The 17,222-nt window shown below is 56.0% G+C and carries 15 protein-coding genes; 8 read left to right on the plus strand and 7 right to left on the minus strand.

Annotation, left to right across the window (positions count from 1 at the left end; all coding sequences use genetic code 11):
• Positions 1-27: 27 nt before the first annotated feature.
• Positions 28-1,308: an ABC transporter substrate-binding protein gene (locus tag VQ830_RS22980; RefSeq protein ID WP_337270494.1), complete on the minus strand. Its 1,281-nt coding sequence runs from the start codon at positions 1,306-1,308 to the stop codon at positions 28-30.
• 146 nt (positions 1,309-1,454) lie between these two features.
• Here VQ830_RS22980 and VQ830_RS22985 point away from each other — a divergent pair, with 146 nt between their 5' ends.
• From VQ830_RS22985 to VQ830_RS23000, 4 genes are read left to right on the plus strand one after another with little or no spacing between them, the layout of a single operon-like run.
• The gene (locus VQ830_RS22985) at positions 1,455-2,477 is read left to right on the plus strand and encodes a LacI family DNA-binding transcriptional regulator (RefSeq protein WP_337270495.1); all 1,023 of its coding nucleotides are present in this window, start codon (positions 1,455-1,457) and stop codon (positions 2,475-2,477) included.
• A 10-nt stretch (positions 2,478-2,487) separates the two neighbouring features.
• Complete coding sequence (locus tag VQ830_RS22990; RefSeq protein WP_337270496.1) at positions 2,488-4,341, plus strand: DUF2264 domain-containing protein; 1,854 nt, start codon at positions 2,488-2,490, stop codon at positions 4,339-4,341.
• Positions 4,338-5,348, plus strand: coding sequence for a hydroxyacid dehydrogenase (locus VQ830_RS22995; protein WP_337270497.1), 1,011 nt, complete (start codon positions 4,338-4,340; stop codon positions 5,346-5,348). Before VQ830_RS22990 ends, VQ830_RS22995 begins: the two co-directional genes overlap by 4 nt.
• Positions 5,345-6,127, plus strand: coding sequence for a sugar phosphate isomerase/epimerase family protein (locus VQ830_RS23000; protein WP_337270498.1), 783 nt, complete (start codon positions 5,345-5,347; stop codon positions 6,125-6,127). The genes VQ830_RS22995 and VQ830_RS23000 overlap by 4 nt, the downstream gene beginning before the upstream one ends.
• A 40-nt stretch (positions 6,128-6,167) precedes the next feature.
• Here VQ830_RS23000 and VQ830_RS23005 read toward each other — a convergent pair whose 3' ends face one another.
• The 6 genes from VQ830_RS23005 to VQ830_RS23030 form a co-directional block, all read right to left on the minus strand.
• Positions 6,168-7,433: a Gfo/Idh/MocA family protein gene (locus tag VQ830_RS23005; protein ID WP_337270499.1), complete on the minus strand. Its 1,266-nt coding sequence runs from the start codon at positions 7,431-7,433 to the stop codon at positions 6,168-6,170.
• A 24-nt stretch (positions 7,434-7,457) separates the two neighbouring features.
• Positions 7,458-8,282, minus strand: a complete 825-nt coding sequence (locus VQ830_RS23010; RefSeq protein ID WP_337270500.1) for a sugar phosphate isomerase/epimerase family protein — start codon at positions 8,280-8,282, stop codon at positions 7,458-7,460.
• A complete protein-coding gene (locus tag VQ830_RS23015) occupies positions 8,282-9,712 on the minus strand; it encodes a mandelate racemase (protein WP_337270501.1) in 1,431 nt (476 codons plus the stop codon). The genes VQ830_RS23010 and VQ830_RS23015 overlap by 1 nt, the downstream gene beginning before the upstream one ends.
• A gap of 3 nt (positions 9,713-9,715) precedes the next feature.
• Positions 9,716-10,882 carry a dihydrodipicolinate synthase family protein gene (locus VQ830_RS23020; protein WP_337270502.1) on the minus strand — a complete coding sequence of 389 codons (1,167 nt, stop codon included), beginning with the start codon at positions 10,880-10,882 and terminating at the stop codon, positions 9,716-9,718.
• A gap of 2 nt (positions 10,883-10,884) precedes the next feature.
• Positions 10,885-12,030 carry a Gfo/Idh/MocA family protein gene (locus tag VQ830_RS23025; protein WP_337270503.1) on the minus strand — a complete coding sequence of 382 codons (1,146 nt, stop codon included), beginning with the start codon at positions 12,028-12,030 and terminating at the stop codon, positions 10,885-10,887.
• A 146-nt stretch (positions 12,031-12,176) separates the two neighbouring features.
• Positions 12,177-12,872: a TetR/AcrR family transcriptional regulator gene (locus VQ830_RS23030; RefSeq protein WP_337270563.1), complete on the minus strand. Its 696-nt coding sequence runs from the start codon at positions 12,870-12,872 to the stop codon at positions 12,177-12,179.
• Positions 12,873-13,044: 172 nt separating this feature from the next.
• On the opposite strand from VQ830_RS23030, the gene VQ830_RS23035 reads away from it, so the two are divergent.
• From VQ830_RS23035 to VQ830_RS23050, 4 genes are all read left to right on the plus strand, one after another.
• Entirely contained in the window at positions 13,045-14,331 is a 1,287-nt protein-coding gene (locus VQ830_RS23035) for an ABC transporter substrate-binding protein (RefSeq protein ID WP_337270504.1), read from the plus strand.
• 79 nt (positions 14,332-14,410) lie between these two features.
• Positions 14,411-15,301 carry a carbohydrate ABC transporter permease gene (locus tag VQ830_RS23040; protein ID WP_337270564.1) on the plus strand — a complete coding sequence of 297 codons (891 nt, stop codon included), beginning with the start codon at positions 14,411-14,413 and terminating at the stop codon, positions 15,299-15,301.
• Positions 15,294-16,175 carry a carbohydrate ABC transporter permease gene (locus tag VQ830_RS23045; RefSeq protein WP_337270505.1) on the plus strand — a complete coding sequence of 294 codons (882 nt, stop codon included), beginning with the start codon at positions 15,294-15,296 and terminating at the stop codon, positions 16,173-16,175. The genes VQ830_RS23040 and VQ830_RS23045 overlap by 8 nt, the downstream gene beginning before the upstream one ends.
• Before the next feature lie 17 nt (positions 16,176-16,192).
• Entirely contained in the window at positions 16,193-17,218 is a 1,026-nt protein-coding gene (locus VQ830_RS23050) for a Gfo/Idh/MocA family protein (RefSeq protein WP_337270506.1), read from the plus strand.
• Positions 17,219-17,222: the final 4 nt, after the last annotated feature.

A 17,222-nucleotide genomic window follows, 5' to 3' on the forward strand; every position in this document is an offset into this window, starting at 1 on the left:
TACCGAGGCACACGCCAAGCTTGATGTTTAGACCCGGATCACCCGCTTGCCTTCGGTGACAAGCTTCTCGGCGGCCTCGGCAACGCTGGTTCTTCCAAAGGCAAGTTCGTCAGCGGTCGGCCGCAATATCTTCTGGTCGAATTCAGTGGACCCCATTGGCGCTGGAGATGGGTAATCGCCGACCTGGTCCTTTAGAAGATTGATGTAGTCCACGGTCTGTCGCTCCGTTGGATTAAGCTGCGGCAAGATCGCCTCTCGTACCTTGGGCGAAAGAGGCACACCTCTTTCAACACCGAGGATTTTTCCCGCATCGATATCATTGACGAAAAAATTGATGAATTTTGCGGCTGTCTCCGGATTTTTGCTGGTGGCTCCCAGACTCCAGATCAAAGCTGGACGGTAATAATGGCCCGATGGTCCACCCTTGGTTTCGCGCGGCAGCAGCGTGATATCGAGCTTGTTCTTGATGACAAGCTGGTAACCGACGAGTTGATTGGAATAAGCCATTCCCATGGCCGATTTACCCATGGAAAGGCAGTTACTTTCAATGGTATTTTGATCGAGCGTTTGGACGTCGGCAGCCACGGTGCCGCCTTTCTGGCGCAGATCCTCCCAGTAGCTGAACCATTCCTTTGCTTCGTCGACGCCAAAGCCAAGCCCGCCCTCTGCGGCGTAAAGGCTCTTGCCGCGCTGGCGTAGCCAGGCATCGAAGACGTAGTTATACCGCGCACCGTAGGGGCCACCCGCGTAGCCGCGGCGTCCCGCAGCCTTCGTCACTTCCACCGCAATCTCGGCATATTCCTTCCAGGTCGTATCGGGCCCGGGTGCCGGGATGCCTGCTTTTTCGAAGGCGACGGTATCGACAAGCAGGGTAAAGGAATTAAGCCCCAATCCAACGCCCCACAGATGATCGCGCATCGTGGTGAGCTTCAGCATGTCCTGCCCGAAGTCATCGACCTTCAAGATAGACGGTACGAATTTCTCAAGGGGCATGCATGCGCCGCGCTGTGAGTAATCGGAAATTGTGCTGGGCTCGAGTTGGAAGACGTCGGAGATATCCTGGCTTCCCATCTGCGTTGCAAGCTTCGTCCAATAACCATCGCCGCTAATCGCCTCGCCAACGAAGGATACGCCTGGGTTCTTCTGGTTGAAGAGATCTATAACGCTCATCGTTCGCTTGGTGCGATCGTTCGATCCCCACCACAGTGCGCGCAGGCGTTGCTCTTGCGCGAACGTAGCGCGGCTGAAGCTCAGCCCTGCAGCTACTCCCGCTGATGCCAGCATAAAGGATCGGCGCGTTACATCCATGAAAGTCTCCTCCTTGGCGATCGGGCACGTGATCCTCCATCGCGCGACCCGCTGAACTGCGAGCCGCCATAATGCAAGAAAATTTTCTTTTTGCAATAAAATCCATTTATATTGCAAATTTGCATAATTTGCGCAAATTATTGGACATGACTGACTCTTCGCCCAAGCGCCTTCGACAAGCTGACATTGCCGCTGCCTGCGGCGTGTCTATCTCAACCGTTTCTCGCGTTCTGTCCAACGAACAGGGCATTAGCGAAGCCATCCGGAATTCGATCCTAAAAGTGGCGAACGAGATGGGTTATCGCGTTCGGTCGCCACATGAAGCGTCCAACGGCGTCCTTGCGCTCATTGCCAGTGACAGCGCGACCGGCGGTCTCAGTGTGTTCTATGAAGGGATTGCCGAAGGTTTGCGCGCAGCTTCGGATGAGCGTGGAATAGGATTCGACATGCGTCTCATCCGACAATCGACGATGCGGACAGAACAGATCGAGGACTATCTGACACAGACGGGCGCGGTGGGACTGGCCCTGGTCGGCATTGATCCGACTGAGGATCTGCGAGAAGGTCTGATGCAGCGCGGTATCATGACGGCGCTGGTCAACGGGATCGATCCTCTCATGCATTTTGATAGTATCTCGCCCTCCAACTTTTACGGCGCATATGCGGCGACCCAAAGGCTGATCGCCGCTGGTCATCGCAGGATCCTGCACTTGACCGGCTCTCATCGCCATACAATCCGCGAACGAATTCGTGGGTTCAAAACGGCTATTGCCGAAAGCGACGGATGTGAGGGCCGCGTCATCACCCTGCCATTCAAAGCCGTGACCAGCGAGGAGGCACACGAAGCCACCATCGCTGCCCTGGCGGGAAAAGAAGGTTTTACCGCAGCCTTTTGCATGAATGATTTCATCGCGGTCGGCGTATTGGATGCCGTTCTGGAGGCAGGCCTGAGCATCCCGCATGACTTTTCCGTTGTCGGCTTTGACGACCTGCCATGCGCCCAAATGACGGATCCGCGCCTTGCAACAATGAGGGTCGACCGCGCAGCGCTGGGGAAGGAGGCCATCAATCTTCTCACGACCCGTCTGCGTGATCGATCCATCCCGTGTCGACAAATCCTACACGCCGTCACGCCAATTGCTGGCGGAACACTTTCCGAAAATGGTTGAGGAGCCGGTCATGACCTTTGATGCAGCAACCGCCAACCCGCTCTTCGGCAATATGATGCAGACACGCGAACAGATGGCGAAAGGCCTTCTGGATCTTTTCGATCCTCTTCTTCCTTTTTTCTCAAACGGCAATGCACGGGTCCGGCTCGATGCTGTGGGGGCCCATTTCGATCGCGCAGCAGCGGATCTAGAAGGATTTGCCCGTCCGCTCTGGGGTCTTGCCCCATTTGCGGCCGGAGGTGGGCGCTTTGCGCATTGGGATCGATATGCGGAAGGCATAGCCAACGGGACTGATCCGAAGCATCCCGAATACTGGGGGAGCGTGAACGGGCGCGACCAGCGGATGGTGGAGCTTGCAGCCTTGGGCTTTGCTCTAGCCCTTGTGCCAGAGCGCCTCTGGGATCCTTTGAAAGGAGAAGCACGTGACCGTCTCATCGCCTATTTAAAGCATGCCCGACAGTTCGATTACGCGGAGAACAACTGGAAGTTCTTTCGGATTCTTGTCGACATCGCACTCGACCGGCTCGGTGTCGACTTCGATCGTAGTCTCACGAAAGCCTATCTTGCTGAACTCGACGGCTTTTACATCGCTGACGGTTGGTATCGGGACGGCAACATTCGTCGGATTGATCACTACGTACCCTTTGCGATGCATTTCTATGGCCTGATCTATGCGAGGTTGGTCGATGATGATCATGGGCAACGATACCGAGAAAGGGCACGCCTCTTCGCAAGAGATTTCAGCACCTGGTTTGCCGAAGATGGAGCGGTCGTCCCCTTCGGCAGAAGTCTGACCTACCGCTTCGCTTGCGCCGGCTTCTGGTCTGCCCTTGCTTTCGCGGGGGAAGAGGCTCTGCCTTGGGGCGAGGTCAAGGGACTGACGCTTCGCCACATCAGATGGTGGTCTCGTCAACCGATCGCAAATAGCGACGGCGTCTTGTCGATCGGCTATGCTTATCCGCAACTGACCATGTCGGAGAGCTATAATTCCGCAGGATCGCCTTATTGGGCTTTCAAGGCTTTCCTGCCCTTGGCATTGGAAGAAGAACATCCGTTCTGGACGGCACCCGAGGCATCGCTACCACAGGCGCCGATCCACCATCCCCTCCCGCATCCGGGCATGATCATGATGCGGTCGGGACAGGATGTCGTGGCGTTGTCGTCAGGACAGGAAAACCTGCAGATGCGCTGCGGGCCGGAAAAATACGCCAAGTTCGCTTATTCAGCCCACTACGGTTTCAGCATCGAAGTCGACGAGCGAGGCTTTGCCACCGGTGCTTTCGATTCCATGCTGTCCTTGAGCGACGACCGCATTCACTATCGTGTTCGCGAAACGAATGAAGATGCGCAAATTGCCGGCGATGCAGTTTACGCAAAATGGCATCCATGGCCCGAGGTCACGATCGAAACCTGGCTGGTCGCCGCAGCGCCCTGGCATCTCCGCATTCATAGAATCAAAACTCCCCGCTCCCTGAAATGCATCGAAGGCGGTTTTGCCATTGCAAAGCGCGATGGCGACCTTGATCATTCGACCTCAGCGAACCGATCAGCAAGCGCGCTGGGTGAATTTGATTTCTCGGGTATCGTCGATATCGGATCATCAGTTCCAAGAGAGGGTTTCGTGCAAAAGCCCTTGCCGAACACCAACCTGATGGTCTCAAAGACCCTTGTTCCGCAACTACGCGCTGACATTCCTGCCGGACAAACAATTCTGTGCGCAGCCGTGATGGCTGTGAGGGGTGGAAGCTTCGACGATGGTTGGAACAACCCTCCTGATGCGCCCACTTTGGCGGATCTCGAAAGGCGTTTTGCTGAAACGGGAACGAGGGTTAGCGCTATTGAAGCGCCAGGTAGCATAAAATGACAGGCCCCGTCATCACGATCGCTATGGATCGGAAAAGAACAACCTACGTCCTTCCCGATCGGCTCAAAGAGCGGCTCGGCTCCCTTGGAAGGCTTTCAACCTCATTTCCTCTCCAGGACCTTTCTGCCACCGACCTTCCAATCGCAGTTCACGAGACAGAAATTCTGGTGACCGGATGGGGAGCCCCTCGCATCGATGCAGCTTTTTTACGTCAGATGCCGCAGTTGAAGATGATCGCCCATGCTGCCGGAACCGTCAAAGGTTTGATCGACGGTTCTGTCTTCGATGCGGGCATTGTCGTCACGCATGCTGCGGACGCAAATGCACAGCCAGTTGCAGAATTCACCCTGGCAGCAATCCTTTTTGCCGGAAAGAAGGTCTTCCGCTTCCGTGACCTCTACATCAATGATCGCGGGCGCGCCCGCACGCGAACCATGCAAGCCGAACCGATCGGAAACTATCGCCGTATCATCGGACTGATTGGGGCATCGAAAATAGGCCGACGGGTCATTCAGCTCCTGAAACCATTCGACTATCAAATTCTGCTTTACGATCCGTTTGTGAGCGAAGCCGAGGCGGCTGATCTTGGCGTGACACTCAGCTCACTGGAAAATTTGATGGCAGAAAGCGATATTGTCTCTGTCCATGCACCTTCACTCGCGTCAACCAGGCACATGATCAATGACGACTTGTTGTCGTCGATGAAAGAGGGGGCAACTTTCATCAACACGGCGCGTGGCGCACTGGTGGACGAGGCTGCCTTGCTGAAGCACCTCCGCGTTGGGCGGATCGATGCAATCATCGATGTCACGGAGCCTGAAATCCCGCAGCAAAACAGCGATTTCTACGATCTTCCGAATGTCTTCCTGACACCGCATATTGCAGGTGCGATCGGCTTGGAACAGACCCGGCTGGGCGAAATGGCCGTCGATGAAGTTGCCCGATTCATCAACGGAGAACGCCTCCATCATGCAATTTGCAAGAAAGACCTGGAGTATATGGCATGACGGCGTTCGAACCGGCGCTGTGCTCGGTGACCTTTCGCAATTTGGCTCCGAAGGAGATTGTGGCTCTCGCGAAGCAGGCGAGACTTGAAGCAATCGAATGGGCCGGCGACGTCCATGTGCCACCGGAAAATCTTGAAACGGCGAAAGAGGTTTCGGTGCATACAGGCGAGGCCGGGCTCGCTCTTTCCTACGGGTCCTATGTCGCCCCGCCCACGGACGATCACGCCCGTTTTGAGATCGCGCTCAAGACCACAATGGAGCTCGGCGCAACCAATATGCGCATTTGGCCAGGCACAAGGGGCCGCGACTCGATCTCGTACTCACCCCAAGAGCGCGAGCAGACTGGCCGTCTGATCCGAGAAATGGGCCAGACCGCAAAGGAGGCGGGCGTAACGCTTTCTCTGGAGTATCATCCGAAATCGCTGACGGATACGACCGCTTCTGCCAAGTCTCTGATCGAGGCGATCGCTCACGAGAACGTCTATCTCTATTGGCAGCCAAGACCGGGGCTTTTGATCGGTGATGCGCTCCAAGAAATTCGTGAGATCGGCCATCACATTTCCCACGTGCACGTCTTTGCCTGGGACGCTGATCGAAACCGGTATCCGCTCGCAAGTGCCGCCCGTTATTGGGAAACTGCTCTTGCCGCCATTCCGGAAGGGCGATGGGGAGATCGACGCTATGCGATGCTCGAATTTGTCAAAGACGACCGCCTCGAAATTCTGTTGCAAGATGCCAAGTGTCTTATTGATATCCTGAAGCGCCTGCCGTCCGCATAGTCTGCAGCGGTTGCGGCCGGCTGGCAACAAGGTCGGCCGGTTAAGCGCGCTCTAAAAGACCGAGGGCGCTATCATCGCCCCAAACATCCGAAATCGATACTGGCTTACCGCTTCGGCTGCTTTGCAGCGCCGCAATACCGCACAAGACCGACATGGCACCGGCGCGCGATCCCGCTCTCTGCTTCAGCTCGTCATTCGGCTTATTCTTGTTGAGCAGCATGTTGCGCAGCCGGTCATCGCCGCCGTAGTGGCCTCCGGAGGAATGTGGTACCCAGATGCGCTCGACCGGTTCGAAGCTACGCATCACGACAATCTCGTCCGCTGGCGGCTCCGTCCAGGGTTGCTTTTCATATTGGCGCAGCTCGATACGGCCTTTGTGCCCATTGAACGCGATATGATGGCCTTCGATGGGCATGTAAGTGTTGAGCGAATAGGAAACGTGGACGCCGTTCTTGTAGCGGATCGAAGTGACCATCGTGTCGGGAATATCGATGTCTTCGCGAAAAACACAGGCATCGCGAACATAGCCGTCCTCGCCAGAGGGATCTTCATAAAGACTTTCGAGGAGGGGAACAGCGCTGATATCGAAATAGTAGTCGCATTCGTTCTTGTGAGGACAGGTGCGACAGCGCTCGCCCCGAAAAGGTCCTTTGCGGCCGTAGTGCTTTAGATCGGCGAAAGCCGACACCATTTCCGGATCTGAATCGAGGTACCAATTGAGAAGATCGAAATGATGGGTTGCCTTATGAACGAAAAGGCTTCCTGAATTTTCCGTAAAGGCGTGCCAGCGCCTGAAATAATCGGCACCATGGCTGTTATCCAAATACCAGTGGAAGTCCACGGACGTGACGTCGCCGATCACACCGGAACTGAGGAGCTCCTTGATGCGAGCCGAGGTTGGCGCAAAGCGATAGTTGAAAGAAATATCCAATCGCCGACCGGTCCGACGCTCCGCATCGAGAATACGTTTGATCTTCTCAGCGGTCGTCGTCATCGGCTTTTCGCTGATGACGTTGGCGCCGGCCTCCATTGCCTTGACGATCAGGTCGTCATGCGTGGAGTCTTTCGTGCAGACGATCACCAGCGCGGGCCGCTCGACGCGCAACATCTCGTCGAAATCCGTATAGATCGTGACGCTTGCGCCCATATATCGAAGGCTTCGCTCGGCGCGAAGGGAGTTCAAGTCGCAAACGGCGACCAGTTCCACTTCACCATGCCACCGCTCGACGATATCCTTGCCCCACATGGTCGTACCCCGGTGGCCGGTGCCAACCAGGGCATAACGCGTTCTTGTTGACTGCTGCATCTCTATCCTCCCACCGACCAACGGTCAGCACACTGTTTTGAAACGCTCTATGACAGTATCGAGCACTTCGCCGCCGGGCTTCTTCCACCAGTTTTCGGCTGAAAAGATCTCGACTTCCTGCGGACCCTGATAGCCTGCCGCTTCGATCATTCTGCGGATCGACTTGAGGTCGATAACCCCATCGCCCATCATGCCCCGATCAAGAAGAAGGTCACGCGTCGGCACCAACCAATCGCAAATATGATGGGCAAAAATCCGGCTTTCGCGGCCGGCGCGGGCGATGCCTTCGGCAAGATCCGGATCCCACCAGACGTGATAGACATCGATGGCCACACCAACGTCCGATCCCAGCCGACCAGCAAGATCGAGACCCTGCTTCAGCGTATTCACACAAGCGCGATCAGCCGCGTACATCGGATGAAGCGGCTCTATGGCAAGTTTCAGTCCAGCTGAGCGCGCATGCGGCAGGATAGCGTGAAACCCATCTTCCACCATCTGCCGAGCGGCAGCGATATCCTTCGAGCCAGCCGGCAAGCCGCCGACCACAAAAACCAGACAATCTGCATTTAATGCGACCGCTTCATCGATGGCCCGTCGATTGTCATCGATGGCGGCCTGACGGCCGGCGGCATCTGGCGCTGGAAACATGCCGCCGCGGCAGAGGCCTGTGACGCGCAACCCGTTCTGACGGACGATCCGCGCTGCTTCTTCGATGCCGATGGCCGCAACCTGATCACGCCAGGGTGCGATGGCCGTAATCCCGCGTGCCAGGCAACCGTCAACGGCCTCGGCAAATCCCCATGCGCCACGCAGCGTCGCAAGATTAATGGACAGTCCTTCAAGCGCCATCAGCCTCTCCCTTGCGACATTGTTTGCATGACCGTCCAGTCGGGTTCCACAGCCGATCCAAGCCCGATGGCATCAAGAACACTGCCTAGCTCAATGCGGCCATTATTTATTTTGAGGCGTGCCGCGTCATGTGACATGGCATAGAGATCGCCATGCGCGTTAACGAACCGGGACTGTTCATCGCGCGGCGCACCCGCCATGCCGTCGACATAGTGGTGACCGTTGCGCTCGACATGACCCATGCCGATCAACGCAGCCAGCGCGAGGTCCTGCTGGACGGCAAGTCCGGCCTGTGTGGTAAGATCCTCCGCAGACATGAAGTAATCCTTGCCATCTTCAGCATGCCACTTTTCGACCCGGGCGCGATTGAGCAAGGAACGATAGAAACCCTTGCAGGATTTTGACGATATGCCGGTGTAGCCAAGCTCCCTGGCCGTTGGGAACGCCTCCATATTCGCATCCGATTCATCGATTTCGATCGGACGAAATGCGCGGAGCTTTTCGACGGGTTTTTCAAAGGCATGGGCACGTGCGATCGGCTGCTCGATAAAGAGGATCGAGCGGGCGAATTTGGCAAGGCGAGCATCGCCCTCAACTTGCCTGAACAGTTCTCCAACCGCATCGGCCGACGCAAATTGCTCATTGCCATCAAGCGTCACGGAATAGGTTTTGACCTTGCGGTCGAGAAGGTGAGCGATGCGATGAAGGCGATCAAGATCTGCCGCAATATCGCCCGACACTTTCACCTTGAAGAAGGTCAGGCCGTAAGTCTCTATCGCCTGCTCAAGGCTCTCGGGAAGGCCATCGCCAAGAGCTGCACCAGCATCAATCTCTTCGGTCATGATCGCGTCGACCAATCCGACGGTGTGTCTCGCCGCGATCGTTCTGGAGGGCCTGAGACCTGACAAGAAAGAGTTGAAGTCGAAGCCATCGAGATCAGGTGCCGTTGCGCCATGCAAACCAGGAAGATTGACGTTGATCGCTGCGGTGATCGTTCTGCCGCTCAAGCGGCATAGAGCATCAAGAACGGCACGATTGATCAGGGCCAAGCCAAAGGATGCAACAAGACCATTCAATCCCTGCTCTGCCATACGGGCGTGGTGATCAGCTTCAATGTCAACATGCAGTCCAAATGCCGTATTCATTCCAGCCAATTTCATGGCATCAACAGCCAGCATCAATGAGCGCCGTAGTTGATCCTCATTGTCCGCATTGGACAGGTTCGGCGACTTGTCGAACCACTTTGGAACCATCAACTCGGCTGCCATCCCGGTGGAACGGCGGGCGCCATCGTCTTCCAGAACGATCCGAACGAAGGCCTGCTTGGCTTCACGAAGCGTGGCCGCTCCAAAACGGAAAGGCAAACGGAGCTTGACGGGCCGTTCGAACATTTCCGCGTCAACAAGCTTGATCTTCGGTGCGTGGCTCATCGATCAAGCAATTCCCTGAGCTGCTAGGAACTTGCGCATGCGATCAGACGCGCGATCTGGATCGGAAAGAACGCGTGCTTTGTCGGCAAGCTGGAATAAGTCCGACAGGTGAATGAGCGATCGGGCGCTCTCCTGCCCTCCGACCATTCGAAAATGGTCTTGCAGACCATTCAGATAGGCTAAAAAGACAACCCCTGTTTTATAAAAACGGGTTGGAGCCTTAAAGATATGACGTGAAAGGGGAACCGTCGGATCGAGCAGATCGAAAAATTCCCGCTCTTTGCCCTCTCCCAGCGCAGCCAAAGCTGCTGAGGCCGCTGGCGCGATAGCATCAAAGATACCAAGCAGAGCGTCGGACGCATGCTGGCTATCGCCGGCAATCAGTTCGGCATAATTGAAATCGTCTCCCGTAAACATGCGAACGCCGTCTGGCAGACGCGCTCGCATCGCTACTTCCTTTTCCTTCGAAAGCAGGGAGACCTTGATGCCATCGACTTTGTGCGGATGAGCTTGAATTGCTTGCAGGCACGTCTCCATTGCCGCCCAATGGTCCTTCGAACCCCAATAGCCCTCGAGAGCTGGGTCAAACATCTCTCCCAGCCAATGGATGATGACGGGTTCGCGCACCTGTCTCAATATTCGATCGTAGACTGCGAGATAGTCTTCAGGCCCCTTTGCGACGGCGGCAAGCGCGCGCGAAGCCATCAGGATGATACGCCCGCCCATGCCCTCCACTGCGGCGACCTGTTTTTCATAGGCCGTCATCACGTCATTGAGCGACAGGCCAGGCACAGGCTGCAGGTGATCTGTGCCCGCACCGCCCGCAATCAAGGCATCGGAGCGTCCCCTTGCCTCCTGGAAAGATCGACGCATCAAGTCTTTCGCCTCAGTCCATCCAAGACCCATACCGCGTTGAGCGGTATCCATGGCTTCCGCGACACCGAGACCCAGGTCCCAAAGCCTGTGGCGAAAAGCCAATGTCTTGTCCCAATCGATCGCCGGCGTCAGCCATGGATCATTGTCTGCGAGAGGATCTGCAACGACATGGGCCGCAGCAAAGGCAATACGGGGAAAGCTCGTCGCAGAGCGGCGTGCCAAAGGGATCGGCACGCCTGTCATCTTGTAGTTTTCAAGACGACCATCTGCGTTCGGCAGGGTCAGGCTCGCCATGGTCAGATCTCCAAAGGGCGTACATCAAGCCACCGGCGTTCTCGCCAGCTCTGCAAGCCAAGAACGGCCAGTTGAACGCCTTTTGCGCCTTCTTCGAGAGTAAAGCGCCAGGGCGCATCCTCAAGCACATGCCTGAGGAACATCTCCCACTGCACCTTGAAACCATTATCGTAAATTTGGTTGTCCGGAACCTCGTCCCAGGTCTTATAAAAATCGATGGTCTGGGGCTGGTCGGGGTTCCAGACCGGCTTTGGCGTGTTAACGCGATGCTGGGTCCAGCAGCGCGTTAGCCCGGCCACTGCAGAGCCATGCGTGCCATCGACCTGGAACGTCACCAAATCATCGCGGCGCACTCTCACCGCCCAAGAGGAATTGATGTGCGCGATCACGCCACCAGCGAGTTCGAAAGTTGCATAGGCGGCATCGTCGGCATCTGCGGTATAAGACCTGCCGGCTTCATCGACACGTTGCGGAATGTGCGTTGCGCCGAGACAGCTGACCGACTTGACCTCTCCGAAGAGATTATCGAGCACGTATCGCCAGTGGCACAACATATCCAGGATAATGCCGCCGCCATCGGCCGTGCGATAGTTCCATGACGGACGTTGCGCCGCCTGCCAATCGCCCTCGAAAACCCAGTAGCCGAACTCTCCGCGGACCGAGAGGATTTTACCGAAAAAGCCGGAGTCGCGCAGCATTGCGAGTTTGCGCAGACCGGGCAGGAAAAGCTTGTCCTGGACGACGCCGTTCTTGAGCCCGGATACCTTGGCTTTGCGGGCAAGCGCCACAGCCGCGTCGAGATCATCCGAGATGGGCTTTTCGCAGTAGATATGCTTACCTGCATCCAGCGCTTTGGAAAGCAGGGTTGTCCGCATCTGCGTCGTTGCCGCATCGAAAAAGATGATATCGTCAGGATTGGCTAAGGCCGCATCAAGATCCGTCGTCCACCGCTCAAGACCGTAGGTTTTCGCCAGCTCTTCGAGCCGCGCCGCGTTGCGGCCGACCAAGATAGGATCAGGCATTACCCGCTCCCCGCTGGCAAGCTGAAGGCCGCCTTGCGCCCTCAGAGCGACGATCGATCTGATCAAATGTTGATTGAGCCCCATTCGGCCGGTGATGCCATGCATAATGATGCCAAGGCGTTTCATGAGCGTCCTCCCGAAGTAAACCGAGCAAACGAATTCCTCCACGAATTCAGTCACTTACTCGGTCGCCACATGTAACTATCTGGTTACAAGATCGCGCAGGGAAATCGGTTTTGTCAATCTCCCTTCGAAAAAAATCTCGTTCGCCCTTAAAGTTTGATGGATGCGAGTGTGACGGAGACGATGTGCTCGCCCCAGGCCTTGATCGCTGCGGCAGCGCTCAGATCTCTCTCGAAGATGGTCGACAGCGTATGGCGGTTCGATAAGTAAAAGAAGCCAAGAGCGGCAATGGTCAAATAGACCGATAGCGGATCTATCCCCTCACGGAACAGTCCTTTTACCTGACCCAGTCTCAGAACCTCAGACAGCTCGGCAATGAAATGAGAATGCATGGCAGCGATCGTGTCCGACCGCTTGAGATAACGAGCTTGGTGCATGTTTTCCGTGACCAGAAGGCTCAAAAATTCGGGGTGCTTCAGAAAATAATGCCAGGTGAAAAGAGCGAGCTCGCGGATCCCCTCCTCGGGATCGCGATGTGTCAGATCCAGTGTCTTTTCCGCATTTCGGATGGAGGTGTAGCTGGCTTCGAGTACTGCAAGATAGAGCGCCTCTTTGTCTCCAAAATAGTGGTAGAGCATGCGCTTGTTCGTCTTGGCTTTTGCGGCGATCGCATCAATGCGTGCGCCCCCGAACCCATGAGCCATGAACTCATCGGTCGCGGCAGCAAGGATGGCTGCATGCGTCCGCTTCGGGTTTCGCGATACCTTTTTCGGCTCTACGCCGGCGTCGGCCTCAAGAGCCTTTGCCCGCCGCGAACGGCTTGCCGCGTTTTTTTCCATGTCCATCGGGTTATGTTCCATCTCGTCCATGCGCAGCGATCCATATCCAATTTGCGAGCAGATCAAAATCCCTTTCGAACCGCTTGACAGCCGTTCGGTTTCTCTTCAACTTGTAACCAAACGGTTATTTACTGCAATGCAGTTTCGTCAAGTTCATCGGTACTACTGGGAGGAGACCATGACACTAACGATCGACCGCCGAAGCCTATTGGTCGGCGCCGCAACCGCTTTCGGGTTGGGAACGCTAGGCCTTGGCCGTGCGGCAGCCGCAACTTCGATGCGCTTTCTCTGGTGGGGCTCGAAAGAGCGTAGCGACAGAACGCTAAAAGCAATCAAGGCCTACAGCGACAAGCACTCAGACGTCACCATCGCCGGCGAATCCTTTGGCTGGGATAACTATTGGACGCGGCTGGCGACGCAGACCGCGGGAGGAAATGCGCCAGACCTGATCCAGATGGATTATCGCTATATATTCGAATATGCGCGACGCGGCACGCTGCTCGACCTGTCCCCCTATATGGGCAAAGCGCTTACGATTGACGACTTTGGAGCAGCGAATATCGATTCCGGAAAGGTTGACGGCAAACTCTACGGCGTCAATCTGGGCGTCAACTCCAGTATTGTGATCATCAACAAGGACGCTTGGGCGGAAACCGGGGTTGCGCCGCTGACCGATGACATGACCTGGGAGCAGTATGGCGAGGCCTGCGCCAAGGTCACCGCAGCACGCAAGCGTCGCGCGTTTTATGGCTCGGTCGACGGTAGCGGTGTCGAGCCGGCCCTCGAATGCTGGCTGCGTCAGCGCGGCAAAGCGCTTTACAATAACGACGGCAATATCGGTTTTACGGCCAAGGACATTGGCGACTGGTTTGCCTATTGGGCCGATCTTCGCAAGGAAAAAGCTTGCGTGCCGGCAGATATTCAAGCGCTGGACCAGCTTACCATCGAGACGGGCATGGTGTCCCTCGGGAAGGCGGCGACAAGCTTTGCGCACTCCAATCAGTTTATCGGTTATCAAGCCATAAATAAGGATAAGCTTACGATCACCAGCTATCCGATCAAAGGCAGTGACGGCCAGCCCGGTCAATATCTGAAGCCCTCGATGCTCATTTCGATTTCGGCAAACTCAGCAAATAAAGATGCTGCTGTCGATTTTGCCAATTTCTTGGTGGAGGATCCGGATGGGGCGAAAGCCCTGGGGGCGGAACGGGGCGTGCCGGCGTCGGAGAAAATTCGCAGTGTCTTGAAGCCAGACCTCGATGCGAACTCGAAGGAGATCTTCGATTATATCGAGCGCCTGACACCCAAGGTCGGGAAACTGCCGCCCCCGCCGCCAAATGGCGCTGGCGAAAACTCGTTCCTGTTGAAGAAAGTCGCTGAAGAAGTCGCTTTTGCACGTTCCAGCCCAGAAGAAGGCGGGGCGAAATTCGCCGAACAGGCAGCATCCAATCTTAAGCGAGGATAAGATCGTGGGAAGCCGGACGGATAGCGTGGCCGAGAGCAACTCTCTCGGCCTGCGAGGGAACTCGCATGCCGGAATTGCCATGAAGGCACCCGGCTTCTTTGGAAAGAATGCCTATGGCTATCTCTTTCTCTTGCCCTGGTTTATTGGCTTTTTCGGGCTGACGCTTGGGCCGGCTCTCGTATCGCTTTATCTATCCTTCACAGACTACAATCTGTTGCAGACGCCAAACTTCGTCGGCGTCAGCAACTATGCGCGCATCGCGGTATCAGACGACAAGTTCTTTGCGTCGATGAAAGTTACGCTCTTCTATGTCGTCTGTTCGGTCCCCCTGAAGCTTGCCTTCGCGTTGATGGTGGCGCTTTTGCTCAACCGGGGCATTCGTGGCCTGACGGTGTATCGTGCGATCTTCTATCTGCCATCACTGTTAGGCTCCAGCGTGGCTATCGCCGTGTTGTGGCGGCAGATCTTCGACGGCGACGGGGTGATCAATATTCTTCTGTGGCAATTCGGGATCGAGGGGCCAAGCTGGATCTCCAATCCGGATTACTCGATCTACACGCTTGTCGTCCTCGCGATCTGGCAGTTCGGTTCGCCGATGATCATCTTTCTAGCCGGCCTTCGGCAGATCCCCGTCGATATATATGAAGCAGCAAGCCTCGACGGCGCATCGGCAACGCGGAAATTCTTCAAGATCACCCTCCCGCTTCTGACGCCAGTCATCTTCTTCAATGCCGTCGTCCAGACGATTGACGCGTTCAAAGCCTTTACCCCCGCCTATGTCATATCGTCAGGAACGGGCGGGCCGATCAACTCAACCCTCTTTTACACTCTCTATCTCTATCAGGAGGCATTCGGCTTCTTCCGCATGGGATACGCAGCAGCGCTTGCCTGGATACTGGTGATCATCATCGCAATCTTTACCGCCTTCTCCTTCCTCTCCGCTCGCTATTGGGTTCACTACGATGACTGATACGACGCTCGCCAACTCCACAGCCCTCGATCAGCAACCTCGACGTCCGCTGTGGCTCTCGATCATCATCCATGCAGGATTGATCGCCGCCTCGCTCGTCATGCTCTATCCGCTTTTGTGGATGCTGTCGGGATCGGTGAAGGATCAGAACGAGATCTTCGGCCAGGCTTCCATCATCCCGTCAGCCATCGACTTTGGCTCCTATGTGAGGGGATGGTTCGGAAATCAGGTGACCTTCGGTACCTTTTTCTGGAATTCGCTGGTGATTGCCGTTCTTTCCGTCATCGGAAATGTCATGTCCTGCTCTCTGGCAGCCTATGCTTTTGCTCGGTTGCGATTTTGGGGCCGTGACTTCTGGTTTGCGCTGATGCTGGGCACCTTGATGCTGCCCTATCATGTCACCCTCATCCCGCAATATGTTCTGTTCCTCAAGCTCGGTTGGGTCAACACCATCCTTCCGCTCGTCGTCCCCAAGTTCTTGGCGGTCGATGCGTTCTTCATTTTCCTGATGGTGCAGTTCTTCCGCGGCATTCCGCGTGAGTTGGATGAGGCCGCGGAGATGGATGGCTGCAGCCCGTGGCGGATTTACTGGAAGATCATGCTGCCGCTTTCCTTGCCGGTCCTGGCGACAGCAGCTATCTTCTCGTTCATCTGGACCTGGGACGACTTCTTCGGCCCCTTGATCTACCTCAGCGATATCAGGAGCTATACCGTCCAGCTCGGCCTGCGATCCTTCGTCGATTCCACCGGCAGTTCGGATTGGAGCAGTCTGTTTGCGATGTCGAGCTTGTCGCTCATTCCGGTCTTTCTGATTTTCCTCTTCTTCCAGCGACTCTTGATCGAGGGGATCGCGACAGCGGGTCTCAAGCGATAGTTCCAAAGGATTAGTTCATGGCTTCGATACGTTTTGCCGTCATCGGCATCAACCACGATCATATCTTCGGCCAGGTCAATGTCATGCTGCAGGCCGGCGCTGAACTCGTAGGATTTTACGCCGAGGAAGATGATCTTGCAGCAGAGTTCACGAAGCGCGTACCACAGGCTGTACGCATCCCCGAGAAAGCCCGCATTCTCGAGGACCGCTCGATTGACCTGATTGTCAGCGCTGCCGTTCCTGACCAGCGCGCCGGTATTGCCATTTCGGCAATGCAGCACGGCAAGGACGTGATGCTCGACAAGCCAGGGATGGTTAGCCTCGAACAACTGGCTGAAGTCCGCGAAGTACAGGCCCAGACGAAACGTATCGTCTCTATCCTTTACTCGGAACATTTCGAGACTGCGTCGACGGTAAAGGCTGGAGAAATTGTTCACTCGGGGGCGATCGGCGAGGTTATTCACATCACCGGTCTTGGACCGCATCGGCTACGCAAGCCTTCCCGCCCAGACTGGTTCTTTCAGCGCGAACGCTATGGCGGCATCATCACGGACATCGCATCGCATCAATGCGAGCAATTCCTGTTCTTCACAAAGGCGCTGGACGCGGAGATTTTGTCGGCAACCGTTTCAAACCGCGCCAACCCCGACCAGCCCGGCCTACAGGATTACGGAGACATTCATCTGCGAACCCCGAAGGCAACCGGTTACATCCGTGTCGATTGGTTTACGCCGGAAGGCCTTTCGACCTGGGGCGACGGACGGCTCTTCATTGTTGGAACAGAAGGAACGATCGAGCTTCGAAAATATCTCGATGTGGAGGGCAGACCAGGAAAGGACCACCTCTTTTTAGTCGACCGGAAGGGAATGCAGCACATCGATTGCACTGCGGTCGAGTTGCCCTACGGACGTCAGCTCGTTGCCGATATCCGCGATCGTACCGAAACGGCAATGTCGCAGGAGCACTGCTTTAAGGCGATGGAGCTTGCTCTCAACGCACAGAAGTTTGCTGAGGCGCATGCCATGAAAGACGGGCAGAGGTAATTTC

It is taken from the genome of Oryzifoliimicrobium ureilyticum, assembly GCF_037199735.1.
In the GTDB taxonomy this organism is placed as follows: Bacteria; Pseudomonadota; Alphaproteobacteria; order Rhizobiales; family Rhizobiaceae; genus Rhizobium; species Rhizobium ureilyticus.